Genomic DNA, 14877 nt, shown 5'->3' on the forward strand with positions numbered 1-14877 from the left:
TCCTTTTATTTATAAAAATAATTTATTATATATATTGTAACCTATTTTGAATAGAGTGTAAACCACAAAAACTGTAAATTAGGGAATGTTTGGGAAGTGTTTTCTGATATAAGGAGGAATTATAGTATGGGAAGAAATTATGATAACCGCAGAAACTATGGATGTAGAATAAAAGAGTTTACAATCAACGGATTCCGCCATATGACCATAGAAAATAATCTGCTGAAGATTGGAATTGCTTTAGACAAAGGAGCAGATATTTATGAATTTTTATATAAACCCAAAGATATTGAGTTTATGTTTAGCTGGGGGGCGCATATGGACCGTAATATTGTACCCGGTGTTGCATCATGCAAAGGAAACTTTATGGACTATTATGAAGGTGGATGGCAGGAGCTATTTCCAGGTATCAGCTGCGGGGATACGGTAAATGGAGCCGAAACAGGAATGCATGGAGAGGTTGCTCTGCTTCCTTGGAACATGGATGTGTTGGAGGATTCAGAGGAAAAAATACAGGTAGAGTTATCCGTTTCAACCCTGCGTTTTCCATTTATTCTGAAAAAAAATCTCACACTCCTGATAAATGACCCGGTCTTGTATGTGGAGGAAGAAATTACCAATACCGGTATGCAGACCTTGCAGTATCAATGGGGGCATCATCCAGCAATAGGCGGTAATTTTCTAGATGAAAACTGTGAGATTATAGTTAAGGGAAGTCCTGCTATAAAAGGAGTACAGGCGGATTTAGGTGACGTTAGCTGTCTGAAAGCAGGGCAGGAAGGAATCTGGCCTGTGGTGACAGATCAATATGGAAACCATTTTGATTTAAGTAAAGTGGAGCGGAAAGAAAGCAAAACCTACAGGGAGTTTTCTCTGTCAGATCTTGAGGAGGCAGAGTTTGTTGTTAAAAATAACAGTCTGCAGCTTGGATTTGGCATGAGATGGGAAAAGGAGTTATTCCCAAATCTGTGGGTATGGCAAATGTATGGGGGTGGATTTAATTATCCATTCTATGGAAAAGCATATACCCTTGCGTTGGAAATGTGGAATTCCCTTCCAGGAGGACTAAGTGAAGCAATAAAACAGAAAACAGCACCCAGCATAGAGCCGTCTGAAAGCAAAAAGACAAAGTTTCAGGTTTTTGTAACATTAACGGATGATAAATAAAAGAAAGAGTGAGGTTTCAGAATGGAACAATCATTATTGGAACAATGCATGGAAGAGGAAAAGCGGTATCAGTTTACAGCTTTTTCTCATCAAGATGCATTGGATATAGGTTTAGAGCTGTTACAGGTTAGCCGGGAAAGAGAAGAAGTGGTAGGAATTGAAATACGAATTAATCAGGTAAGTGTCTTTAAATACCTACCGGATGGAACTGGAAAGTTTCATGAAATGTGGCTTCAGAGGAAAGGTAATATTGTAGATGTGATGGAAATGAGCACTTTGAGAGCATATGCTCAGATGGAAGCAAATCAGGAAGAGTTAATGAAAGACTGGCTCTTGGATCCAAGAGAATATGCTGCCTGCGGCGGAGGATTCCCAATCCGTCTAAGGGGAGGAAGCGTAGTAGGGTCAATCTGTGTCTCTGGTCTGCCACATTTAAAAGATCATGCAATCTTAATAAGTGGAATAAGCAGATTTCTGGAAAATCAGAATAAAGCTTAGAAAATGCAAAGTAATAGTTGACAAATACGAAAAAAGTATGTAAGATAAAGATACAAAGGCAGTCGCCTTCACAAGCGTGACTTCCACTATGGTTAATTAAAAATAATCACCCACTACTTTGGAGTGCAGGGGTGATTATTTTTTTGTATCTTTATGTTTCGAGTAAATAAGAATAGTAATGATTAAAGAAGCTATATTAATGATAATCATAAATTCTTCATATGTACTCATTGTACCACCTCCCTCCAAAGTTGGATATCAAGTCCATATATCATGTAAATTAAATTTACTTTTTTAAGTCCTAAAAATTATAAATCCCCCTTTTTTAACACAAAATTATACCCTGACAGCAAAAAAAGTGACTTTTTTGGCAGGGACAGAAAAATATTACCTTAAAGCGAAATATTTTCCTCTAGTAAATTTGTACAGCCGTTGTTATTCTAAATGTGAACAATTTGTGAAAATTTTAAAAATGAATTTGTTCACGAAATTAGGAAGTGATAAATTGATGATTGAAAATGAACGAATGACTTAAAAATCGTTATGTTAACTAAAAAAGTCTTCAGACCATCATATTCCCCGCAAAGATATGATCTCATTTTCTAAATAAACAGCAATAAGCTTATTCATAGGTGTACATTCGTACCCGCTTATTTCTGTCATCCTTTATTTCCCTTAAAGTATTTCACTTCCTAATAAAACTGAATAGTGGAGGTAGAAGTAGTGAAACTAAGAAGAAGATTATTGTCATGTTTATTGGCTACAGCAGTAACTGTAACATCGATCACACCAATTACCGCAGCAGCAGCCCAGGGTAACCTGCAGATTGGAAGCTTAAAGGTTAATTATTTAAGTGAGCCATTGGGGATTGATGATGCACAGCCTGTATTTAGCTGGGTCTTAGCATCGGATGGTTATGATAAGGGACAGTCCGCATACCGTGTTATTGTTTCTTCAACCAGAGAAGGTGCCGAGAGACACGAAGGCGATGTGTGGGATTCAGGAAAGACTGAGAATGAAAACAACTACAATATTACCTATCAGGGAAATCAACTCCTTTCCCGTACATCTTATTACTGGGCAGTTCAGGTCTGGGATGAAGATGGTAATGATAACGGATGGAGCGCCGTATCCAGCTTTGAGACAGGAATCATGTCTATGGATGAGTGGAATGGTGAATGGGTAGGTATTAAAAATACAGATATGAACTTCCAGGGTGCCAATTGGATCTGGAGAAGAGACGGAAGTGATTTTAGCGGAGCACCGGAAGGCGTTCAGTATTTCCGAAAAGGTTTTCAAACAGATAAGACGAAAACTATCAGCAATGTAAATATAGGTATTACAGCTGATGATGAATATGAACTTTTTGTAAATGGGCAAAAAGCAGGTGAGAACGGCGGTGTAGATTCCTGGAAGAATGGTAAATTATATGATATTACAAAATTAATTTCTGCAGAAGGTGAAAATGTAATAGCAGCATCTGCACATAATACCTCCAGAGGATATGCCGGATTACTTGCCAAGGTCGAGGTTCTGTACAATGATGGTACAAAGGATACCTATGTTACAGATAATTCATGGAAACTAAGTAAAACAAAAGAAGAAGGATGGAGTGATCAGAATTATAACGATTCCGGGTGGACGAATCCCGATCAGTCCGAACCATATGGAAATTCCCCATGGAACAGCGGCGTTGCTCCTAACGCAGAAAATGCATTTGCTGCAACCGTTCTTCGAAAAGAGTTTCAGGCAAAAAAAGGTGCGATTAAAGATGCAAAAGCCTATGTTTCCGGTCTTGGGTTTTTTGAATTAAAAATAAATGGACAATTACCGGATGACACCTTATTGAATCCGGCAAATACGCAGTATAACCAAACTTCTCTTTACCGGGTGTTTGATGTAACGGACTTAGTAAAAGAAGGAAAAAATGCCATTGGCGTAGAGCTTGGCAACAGCTTTTACAATGAGACCTGCTCCGTATGGAACTGGCAGGATGCAAGTTGGAGAGATGCCCCTAAGCTTCGTATGGAACTTGAGATTGAATATGAAAACGGGGAAAAAGAAACTGTGGTAACGGATGAGTCCTGGAAAGCCACCAAAGAAGGTCCGATCACAACCAACAGTATTTATTATGGTGAGACCTATGATGCAAGAAAAGAATTAAATGGTTTTGATCTGGTTGATTATGATGATGCAAACTGGGGTGCTGTACAGTTAATGGATGCCCCGGAAGGTAAGTTGAAAGCGCAGATTATGGAACCAATCAGACGTACCAAAGAAATGCGGCCGTCTGAGATTACTAAGCTGGAAAATGGTTCTTACGTTTTAACCATACCGGAGATGCTGGCCGGCTGGGTCAAACTGGATATCAAAGGAGCCGGTGCAGGAGATAAAGTTACCATCACCTATGGTGAGAAATTAAATGCTGACGGCCAGGTGCAAAAGCTCGGCGGTAAAGACGGTGTAAATTCCGGCTGGTGGCCCCGTGCTTATAATCAGCAGGATAATTATATCTGTAAAGGCGGAGCGGACGTAGAAACCTTTGAGCCGAAATTCAGTTATAAAGGTTATCAATATGTACAGATTGACGGGTATCCGTCAGAGCTTACAGCAGAGGATGTAACCTGTTACCGGGTAAGCAATGATATGGAGGATACCGGAACATTCGAATCCTCAGATGAACTGTTTAACAAAATGCACCAGATGATGATTACAACCATGAAGAACAATATGCAGGGAAAGCCAACCGACACTCCGGTATGGGAAAAGAACGGCTGGCTTGGAGATGCCAACGTTGCTCTGGAGACGATGACCTACAACTTTGGTTTTGTAAACATGTTAAAACAGTTCGTGGAAACAATGGAAGACTGCCAGAACGAGTTTAATAATGTTCCGAATATGGTTCCGACACAGGGCTGGGGAAATGACAATACAGTTGTATGGAATTCTATTTTCGTATTTGGCGTTGATCAGATGATTGATACCTACGGAAACGAAAGTTATCTGTATGAGCAATATGATGCAATGCGGAAACTGGCGTTAAAAGATATTGAAGAGAGCAGGAAAAATGGATGGACATGGTCAGACGGACAGCTTGCTGACTGGGTATCACCAATGGGACAGGGGGATGACGACCAGGATTTACCGTACTCTGAAAGTCCAAGCGAGGGTTCGGGTATCTGCGGCACTGCATTTGCTTATCACTTGTTAGATGTAATGGCTGATTTGGCTGACCGGATGGGTAAGACAGAAGATGCAGCAGAATACAGAGCAGCAATGGAAAAAATGTATAAGGCATTTAATGAAAAATTCTATGATGCAGAAAACCAGATTTATAGGACATTAACATGGTCCCAGCAGCAAAACAGAAGCAGATACCGTCAGACTTCCCAATTGGTACCGCTGGCATATGGGTTAGTTCCGGAAGAATATAAAGACGGTGTTTTGACCAATCTCGTTAATGACATTAAGGATAAAAACTATCACCTGGATACAGGATGTGTCGGTTCCAAGTTCATTCTTCCCGTTCTTACAGACAATGGATATGCGGATGTAGCTTATAAAGTAGCACAGCAGAAGTCATATCCAAGCTGGGGATTCATGGCTGACAGGGGAACTTCCCTCTGGGAAATGTGGGAGACAACATCCCGTTCTCTGGGACATTATTTCCTTGGAACCTACGATGAATGGTTCTACAAAGGAATCGGCGGCATCAAGGATATGCAGGACGGATATAAAACCGTTACCATAGAACCAGCATTAAATGAATCACTAACTTATGCTAAAGCAGGTGTGAATACCGTGCGCGGTCAGCTGCAGAGTGACTGGACCTTAAATGAAGATCAGGGTGTATTCGATATACAGGTTCCGGTTGGGACAACAGCGGAAATTATTCTACCCACTAATGATAAGAGTCTAATACTATGCAACGGACAGGCTTTAAGTGACACACTGAATGGAATCCATGCAGTAACTGAGGAAGCAGGAAAAGTACATATTCAAGCAGGATCAGGAATTTACAAATTCGAAACCAGTGTAAAATTAATAAGCGTTGAAAAAATAAAACTAAAAAAAGTTCTTTTAGATGCAGGAAGTTTAAAGCAGCTGGATTATGAAATGGATGCCTGGACAAAATTTAAGGCAGTTCTGGATGCTGCAAAAGCATTAGATGCAGATCTGAATGCAGCACAGGAAGATGTAGATGCGATGGTAATATCGCTTACAGATGCCACAGCAGAATTAAAGCTTCACGTAAATCAAAGCAGGGAAGCATTAAAAGAAGCAGTAAAAAATGCGGATGATAAAGCAAACCCCGTAGCAACACCGGTTCGATTCGCGGATGCCTACCAGGCAGCATATGATGCAGCGAAGGCAGGATGTACCAATGTTGATTTAACAAATGAACAGATGGATCAGTTAGTGGTAAATCTCGCGGAAGCTGAACAAGAAATGAACAGTAACTTATTCCAGAACCTGGCGTTAAACGGAAAGGTAGCATACTCCACCTCACATGAAGATAACTTCTGGGGTTGGGGAAGTAAACTGATTAATGACGGGGATAGAAAAAATAAAAATAAGGATGGTGAGTACACCGGATATTCCAGCAATACCGGCGATGCCAAGACAAAAGACCACGAAGAGTGGATAAGCATTGACCTTGGAGCAGTCAAAGATGTCAATGCAGTAGCAATCTACCCGGCTGTAAAAAACCCGGCAGAAAAAAATTCAGGCTATGGATTTCCGAAGAACTTTGATATTCAGGTATCCGAAAATGGTAAAGACTGGACAACGGTAGTTTCAAAAGAAAATTATCCGGTACCTGGCTATGAACCGGTGAGCTTTACCTTTGGATCAACAAATGCCAAATACGTAAAATTATTTGCCAGGAATTTAAATCCAAAGTCAAATGATCATGATTTCTATTATTTACAGCTTAGTGAGTTTGAAGTTTACCACAGTGAAAATACGGTAGAAAGTATAGAATTATCCGATTATGAAGCACCTCAGTCCACAGCAGTCTATGGTGAACCACTGGTGGATATGGCAGATATCAAGGCAGCGATTAATGGAAGCGTGGATATCACCGGTAAATGGTCCGTTGTAAACCAGGATGGAACTGCAGTTGATCTTAACAAGAAACCGGAGACAGGAAAATATAATGTGAAGTTAACCTTCCAGGCTCCAAATACTTATATCTTCTCTGACACTCTTGCAGGTACCGGTGAGGATGGCGCAATAGTTACAGTTGAAGGAAGCGGACAAAAATTAGTATATACATATCTGACGGAAGTTGTGAAAGCGGCATCACCAGTTGTGGAAGAACAGAAACTGTATTTTGTATATGCAGCAGGCGGTAATGGCGAAATATCTATTGCTGACGTTATGAAACAGTATCAGCCTTTTGTGAAATTTGTAGTGGGAAATGTTTCTGACGAACATAAAATACTTGGATCGGATATTACAGTTGATGAAAATGGACTTTTGAGCCTGTCAGTTAACGCAGACGGTGAGATTGGTCAGACTGCAGTAATTCCGGTAACCGTAACTATGAAGAACTATGAAGATACGGTAGTGAACGTAAGTGTTAACCTGACGGATAAAATCCCGGTAACGGTAAAGAGCAGTGCAAAAAATGTAATCTATACGGGAAATGCTTATGAAGGATTGGAAACTCCAAGTGCAGAAATCACGGAAACAGGAGAAGCATACACAGGAGAATTTATTATTACTTACAATACCGAAGACGGAAGTGCTCCGGTAAAAGAAGGTAATTATACCGTAACAGTTGTACCGGAGGATCCGGCATACGCAGGTCAGTGGACCGGCAGTTTTACCATTTCACCGTCACTGGAGTCGGTAGAAGCACAAATTGATCATCCGGAACTGTTCTGGGATGAAGAAGCACAGGTTACAGGAGTTGCAGCAATTGGATCTGACGGAAACAAAATGAATCTGGCTGGTGCAGACATTGCATATCGCTCAGAGGATACCAATATTGCTATCGTGGATGAAAATGGAAAGATTTCTGCTAGAAACGCAGGAAGTACAAAAATTATTGTTACGATTACCATAGGCGAAATGGAAAAATCCGGAGAATTTACAGTTACGGTTTCTGAAATTCCGGTAATTCATCCCGTACTCGCATCGAAAACAACCACCAGCATTACACTGGAAGCGATAGAAGGTTATGAATACGCAGTTGAAAAAGCAAATGAAGAGCCTGTATTCAGCCATGTTGCCGAGTTTAAAGACTTAGAGCCGGGAACCGTCTATGTGTTCTATCAGAGGATTGCAGCAACAGATACACATAATGCCGGAAGTGTAAGTGAAGCGCTAGAAGTAACGACGGATAAAGAAAAAATGCAGGGATCAGTTATCTTAAAAGGAACTGCTAAAGAAGGTGAAAAATTAACCTTAGATACAACCGGTATTAAGAATAAAAAACCTGGAGATTTAACCATTATATGGAAGCGTGGAAACCAGGAGGTTAAGGGGGTAAACGGAACCACATATACTCTTACAAAAGCAGATGTAGGATATAAGATTTCTGCTGTGGTAACAGCAAAAAACCTGGAGGGATCACTGACTGCAGTAACTGCTTCCAATGTCATCCCAGCAGTTACACCACCACCTGCAAAGGTTGAAGCAGATAAAGTAAGCCTGAATAAGTCCAGCGTCAGCATTAAGAAAAATAAATCAGTGAAACTGACAGCGCAGGTATCTCCGGCTAATGCAGCAGATAAAACCATTACCTGGAAGAGCAGTAAATCTTCCATTGCCAGTGTCGATAAAAATGGAAAAGTAACTGCAAAGAAAGCAGGTAAAGCAACCATTACCGCAACAACTTCCAACGGAAAGTCAGCCAGTTGTAAGATCACCGTAACAACGGATCCTACTAAGATAAAATTAAATGCAAGCAAAAAGACATTGGGAAGAAAGGAAACTTATAATTTAAAAACAACGCTCGTGCCATCAACGGCTGTGACCAGCAAAATCAAATTTACAAGCAGCAATAAAAAAGTTGCAGAAGTTGATAAAAAAGGCAGAGTAAAAGCTGTAAAAGAAGGAACCGCAGTTATAACGGCTATCACAGCAAACGGTAAAAAAGCAACTTGTGAGATTACCGTTAAGAAAGCACCTTCTTCTATAAAATTGAATGTTGGTAAGACAAAGACCCTGAAAAAAGGAAAAACATTCAAACTAAAAGTAACCCGTAGTACCGGCAGTGCTGGAAATGTTACCTTTATATCAAAAAATGAAAAAGTGGCAACGGTGAGTTCTTCCGGAAAAATAAAAGCAATTAAAAAAGGAAAGGCGAAAATTGTAGCAAAAACTTTTAATGGTAAAAATGCAGATGTAGTCATTACCGTACAGTAGTATAAAATCAGCAAAGTACACAGGGATAGAAATATCCTGTGTTACTTTGCTAATGTGCTTTGAATTCAAAGTGCAAATAATAATCTTGATTTTACATTGTTTAAGATTGTAATTCATATTTATTTGTTTTGTGGGCATACAACAACAGATGCCGGCAGAAGGAGAGAAGACGCATATGGCAAAAAAGAGGATGAGAAAGAAACTGTCAGCATGGTTATTGATAATTTGTATGGTTATGCAGCTATTTACAGGTCTTGGCATGAAGACAGAAGCATCAGAAGGATCATTTACGGTATATGGGTTAAAATGTGAATCTGCGGTAAATCCCCTGGGGATTGATGAGAGTACACCAAAACTCAGCTGGAAATTGGATTCAACACAAAGAGGTGTTATGCAGACATCCTATCGGATCATGACTGCAACCAGCAAAGATAACCTGGATCGCGGAAATTATGACATCTGGGACAGCACAGTGGTAGAGAGTGACCAGTCAGTGGATGTTGTCTACGGGGGGAAGGCATTAGAACCGGGTATCAGATATTACTGGAAAGTCCAGGTTACAGATAATAAAGGAAACACGGCTGTATCAACAGAGGAAGCTTATTGGGAAACAGGACTGATGGGAACTCCATGGGATGCAAAGTGGATCGAGCTGGATATGGGAGAAGCACCATCACCGGAAAAATATTCGGTAGAAATGGATTTTCGGATTATCAATGATGATGCAGGAATTATTTTTGCAGGAAAAGATAACTCCAACTTCCTCATGTGGCAGATTAATACCTTTGAAAAAAAATTCAAAGGAGTGACCAGCTTCAGACCTCATCAGTGGGTAAAAGGAGCAGCGGCATGTATTGATGAATTTTCAATTGAAGATGTAATTCCGGTGGAACAGCAGAAGGAACAGCATCATATCAAGATTGAAGTAGACGGCAATCAGATTACAACATTTATCAATGACACACAGATAGACCAGAGAACAAGTGACTTTACAGCGTTTGGAAAATTAGGTTTCCGCCAGACTTATGCTCCTGGTGACTGTGATGAACAGGCAGCATATGACAATATTGTTGTGAAAGACGGAGAGGGCAATATTTTATTTTCCGATAACTTTGACAGCGGAATCAATAACAATTTCAGCGTTGGAAATATTGATTCAGGTGAACTGGTTGTAACCAATGCGCTGGGGCTGCAAAATGATGCAAAATCTGCAGCGCCAATGTACAGAAAAGATTTCGAAGTAAAAAAGCAGGTAAAGAAGGCTACCGTGTTTGCTTCTGCACTTGGAATCTATGAACTGGAAATGAATGGGCAGAAGGTGGGAGATGATTTTTTCAATCCCGGATGGACCAACTATGAATTGAACCAGGATGACCGGAATTATGTGATGTACCAGGCATTTGATGTAACCGATATGCTGCAGGATGGTACCAATGTTATTGGAGCCATAACTGGTCACGGATGGTACTCCGGAAAACTGTTTGTAGGCGGAAAAGAACGCTATGGAAAAGATTCAAAACTGCTCTGCCAGTTAGAAATTGAGTATGCAGATGGAGAAAAAGTAAGGATATCTTCAGATTCTACCTGGGTTGCCAGCGGAGATGGCCCCATAGTCTCTGATGATTTCCAGATGGGTGAAACCTATGACGCAACCAGGGAAATGCCGGGCTGGTCGGAAGCAGGCTTTAATTTCCAGGGCAGCTGGAATCCGGTTAAAGAATCCGGATATGACGGAGATATTGTGGCACATATGGGTCCTGGAGTAAAGGTGATCAAAGAAATTAAGCCTATATCTGTAAATGAGCAGTCAGAAGGTACCTATATTTTTGACCTGGGACAAAACATATCCGGATTCGCAAGAATGAATGTTACCGGAGATGCAAACACAGTTGTTAAGCTGCGTTTTGGAGAGATGCTGCAAAATGACGGAAGTCTGTATACTGCAAATTTAAGAAGCGCGGCAGCAACAGATTACTATACCTTAAAGGGTGATCCAAATGGGGAAACATGGCAGCCGCGGTTCACATTCCACGGATTCCGTTATATAGAGGTAACAGGCTATCCGGGTGTACCTGCTGTGGATGATATTACAGGTGTGGCAATCAGTTCCCTGCAAAATTCAACGGGAAGCTTTACCACATCAAATGAAGATATCAATCAGCTTCAGAGCAACATTACCTGGGGCCAGTTAGATAACTTCATCAGTGTACCTACGGATTGTCCACAGAGAGACGAACGACTGGGATACACCGGAGATTCACAGGTATTTGTCCGCACTGCAGCGATGAATCAGGATGTACAGAGATTTTTTCAGAAATTTATGATGGACGTTACCACGAATCAGAGAGCAGACGGAGCAATTGCCGACTGGACACCTAACTATGTAACACCCGGAGATGGACTGAGCGGTTCATTCGGAGCTTCCGGCTGGGGAGACGGCGTTATTATCATCCCATGGACGATATACACCACTTACGGTGACACCACCATTATCCGGCAGAGTTACGAAGGTATGAAAGGGTGGATCCGGTATTATCAGAATCTGGAGACAAAGGATCATCTGGTAGAGGGCTGTGGAAATAATTATGGAGACTGGTTATCGGTTGGGGCAAATACGCCTATTGATTTAATCTGTACCGGTTATTATGCATACAGCTGTGATTTACTTTCCAAGATGGCAGAGGCAATTGGAGAAACAGAAGATGCCGCTGCATATCGCAATTTATTTGAACAGATTAAGGAAGGGTTTAACAAGGCATTTGTTGATGAAGAAGGACATGTAGGAAATGGAACGCAGACCAGTTACCTCATGGCACTGAAGTTCAACTTATTAAAAGACGATGAAGCAAGAAAAAAAGCAGCAGCATATCTTGTGGAGGACATTAAGAATAAGAACTGGCATTTATCAACGGGATTCATGGGCGTTGCTTACCTCTGTCCGATGCTGACCGAGATGGGGTACGCAGATGTGGCATACCGCCTGTTATTACAGGATACCTATCCATCCTGGTTATACAGTGTAAGAGCCGGAGCAACCACGATCTGGGAGCGCTGGAACTCTTATGATTATGAGACAGGACAGTTTGGTGATGTGGGAATGAATTCTTTTAACCACTATTCCTTAGGTTCCGTGGGAGAATGGTTCTATAACTACGTGGCAGGTATCTCATACGATGAGGAAAACCCCGGTTACAAGCACTTTTATTTAAAACCATATCCCGGCGGCGGATTAAGCTATATGGGCAGTTCTTTTGAATCTGTTTACGGCAATATCGAAAGCAGCTGGAGCTATGGAGATAACGATAATTTCTTTATGAACGTTACGATTCCTGCGAATAGCACGGCAACGGTATATGTACCGGCTGAAAACAAGGATCAGGTACTGGAAAATGGGATTCCCGCAGCTGAGAGTGAGGGGCTTACCTTTGTAAAAATGGAGGATGGAAAAGCGGTATTTGAAGCTGGTTCCGGACAGTACCAATTCACAACGGTACTTAGAAAGCAAGTTGTTTTAAACATTGTGGATAAAGATGGAAGTCAGGGAAGCATGGTAAGCATCAACGGGGGCGAGCCTCAGAAATTACCAATTATTGAGAACGTCTACACAGGTGATGAAATTACCTTAAGTGCAAAACCGGTGAATGAAGTAGATTATTCATTTGCAAAATGGTATGGGGAAGGTTTCGAAGACGAGAGTCCGGAAATCACCTTACAGATCAATGGAGAAACTAAGCTTGCAATAGAGAACAGCCGTATAGAGAGGGAGAACCTGGCACTGTTGGGGAAGGCAGATGCAAGTACCTCAATATCCAATGCAGACTGGGGAATCCAGAATATTAATGACGGTCAGTTACTCTCTGTAAAAGGAAGCCTTGGATTTACATCAAACGGAACAAATAGTGCAGATGTAGACCACTGGGTTGAAATTGATCTGGGAGAGGATATGAATTTCAACAGAGTTCATTTATATCCAAGAAGTGATGTGTTAACAGCTGATGGCAAGACACCATCTTTCCCAAAAGATTTCAGCGTTGAAATCTGTAAGGACGGAGAGAGCAAGTATACAGCTATTGCAGATTTTACCGATTACCAGGCACCTTTTGGTAAGCCGGCAGTTCTAAAATGGGAAGAAGGAGTAACAGCCAGAAAAGTCCGGATTCATTTAACAAAAGTTGGGAATCCACCGGCAGGAGAAATTAATTACTTCCAGCTGGCAGAGATGGGCATCTATAATCAGGCTGGTCTTGAGACACAGGAATTAGAAAATGCAGTAGAGCAGGCAGTTGGATTAAAAGGCAGTGAATCTGATTATACAAGTTCCAGCTGGAAGGTATTTAGCAGAGCGTTAAAAAATGCAGAAAAAGCGTTGTATAATGCAAATCTTACCCAGAAGGAAATTGATACAGCAACGGACTCCTTACAAAATGCAATAAGCGGTCTGGTACTAAGAGCAGATAAGACAGCCCTTAAAAACGCAATCAAAGAAGCAAATGAATACCTGTCCCAGGAGTCAAAATATACGGCTGTGAGTTTTGGAATTTTAAAACAGAAGCTGGATGAAGCCGTTCAGGTAATGGAACAGAAGGATGCTGTCCAGGAAGAAGCGGATGAAGCAGTAAAAGGTCTTCAGTCAGCGGTAAAAGGACTGGTACCTGCAGGTGATAAACAGCCGCCTTCCACGCCGGGAAATGTAAAAGCTTCCGGAATTACAGAAAACGCCGTTACGATTACCTGGAATGCATCCACAGATAATACCGGTGTGGAAAAATATCTGGTGAAGAATAAAGATAACGTAGTATCAACGGTGACAAATGGTACAAAAGCAGAAATAAAGGGGCTGGCTCCCAACACAGCTTATACGCTTACTGTATATGCATACGATAAGGCAGGAAATGTATCCGGCGGAGCAAGTGTAACCTTTAAAACCCTGAATAAGATCCAGGTAACTGCTGTATCTTCAGTAAAACTGAATTACAACAGTCTCACAATAAAAGGCAAAGGCACAAAACAATTAAAAGCAGAAGTACTGCCTGGCAATGCATCAAACAAGAAGGTTTCCTGGAGATCTTCCAACAGTTCCGTTGTCTCAGTTGATGCCAACGGAAAAGTAACCGCTAAAAAAGCAGGGAAAGCAACCGTCACGGTAAGCACTGCTGACGGAGGAAAAAAAGCATCCTGCAGGATCACAGTTCATACGGTTAAGGCAAAGAAAATTTCATTGAACAAAAAAAGCAAGACTGTCTATAAGGGAAAAACTTATCAGCTTAAGTCTTTCTTAAAACCGTCAAATGCAACAGATAACGTCATCTGGACCAGTTCAAATAAAAAAGTTGCTGCCGTATCTGAAAAAGGTCTGGTAAAAGCAAGAAAAGCTGGAGAAGCAACAATTACTGCTAAGATATCCGGTAAGAAGAAAGTAACCTGCATCATTACGGTAAAGGAGGTGAAGGCAAAGGAGGTTAAGATTAACCTTCATAAGAAGACATTAAAGATACAAAAAAAATTACAGCTAAAAGCAACTGTAAAGCCAAAGAACAGTACAGATACTCTGAAATGGGAAAGCTCAAATAAAAAGGCTGCAAAAGTTTCATCGAAAGGAGTCGTTACAACTTTGCATAAAGGAACAACTATCATTACGGTAAAGACACCTGGAGGAAAGAAAGATTCCTGCGTTATCACAGTAAGATAAGTACTGTCTGAGGCACAAGCATACAGGTGAATGTGAATAGTAAACATTCACATTTACCTGGTTGAAAACACAAAAAAATGCGGTATAGGAGGAAAGAGTGAAAAATAAACCAGATTTTAAGCCGACTTGAACTAAGGGGTATTCCC

5 protein-coding genes are annotated in these 14877 nt (G+C 41.0%); 4 read left to right on the top strand and 1 reads right to left on the bottom strand.

Features of this window, described 5'->3' with window-relative positions; all coding sequences use genetic code 11:
* Positions 1 to 126: 126 nt before the first annotated feature.
* Both ACH2DQ_RS21895 and ACH2DQ_RS21900 read left to right on the top strand, forming a co-directional pair.
* Positions 127 to 1167, top strand: coding sequence for a DUF4432 family protein (locus ACH2DQ_RS21895; protein ID WP_394912904.1), 1041 nt, complete (start codon positions 127 to 129; stop codon positions 1165 to 1167).
* A gap of 21 nt (positions 1168 to 1188) precedes the next feature.
* The gene (locus ACH2DQ_RS21900; protein ID WP_394912903.1) at positions 1189 to 1665 is read left to right on the top strand and encodes a heme-binding protein; all 477 of its coding nucleotides are present in this window, start codon (positions 1189 to 1191) and stop codon (positions 1663 to 1665) included.
* Positions 1666 to 1800: 135 nt separating this feature from the next.
* On the opposite strand, the gene ACH2DQ_RS21905 is transcribed toward ACH2DQ_RS21900, so the two are convergent.
* Positions 1801 to 1896 carry a putative holin-like toxin gene (locus tag ACH2DQ_RS21905; RefSeq protein WP_394912902.1) on the bottom strand — a complete coding sequence of 32 codons (96 nt, stop codon included), beginning with the start codon at positions 1894 to 1896 and terminating at the stop codon, positions 1801 to 1803.
* Between the two features lie 492 nt (positions 1897 to 2388).
* Here ACH2DQ_RS21905 and ACH2DQ_RS21910 point away from each other — a divergent pair, with 492 nt between their 5' ends.
* Positions 2389 to 9042 carry a family 78 glycoside hydrolase catalytic domain gene (locus ACH2DQ_RS21910; RefSeq protein ID WP_394912901.1) on the top strand — a complete coding sequence of 2218 codons (6654 nt, stop codon included), beginning with the start codon at positions 2389 to 2391 and terminating at the stop codon, positions 9040 to 9042.
* A gap of 175 nt (positions 9043 to 9217) precedes the next feature.
* Positions 9218 to 14731: a family 78 glycoside hydrolase catalytic domain gene (locus tag ACH2DQ_RS21915; RefSeq protein WP_394912900.1), complete on the top strand. Its 5514-nt coding sequence runs from the start codon at positions 9218 to 9220 to the stop codon at positions 14729 to 14731.
* The last annotated feature ends 146 nt before the right edge of the window (positions 14732 to 14877 follow it).

It is taken from the genome of Robinsoniella sp., assembly GCF_034124845.1.

What these genes read in the sequence shown, in the direction of transcription:
- ACH2DQ_RS21895 (WP_394912904.1), top strand. Translation starts at nt 127, where the DNA reads ATGGGAAGAAATTATGATAACCGCAGAAACTATGGATGTAGAATAAAA.
- ACH2DQ_RS21900 (WP_394912903.1), top strand. Translation starts at nt 1,189, where the DNA reads ATGGAACAATCATTATTGGAACAATGCATGGAAGAGGAAAAGCGGTAT.
- ACH2DQ_RS21905 (WP_394912902.1), bottom strand. Translation starts at nt 1,896, where the DNA reads ATGAGTACATATGAAGAATTTATGATTATCATTAATATAGCTTCTTTA.
- ACH2DQ_RS21915 (WP_394912900.1), top strand. Translation starts at nt 9,218, where the DNA reads ATGGCAAAAAAGAGGATGAGAAAGAAACTGTCAGCATGGTTATTGATA.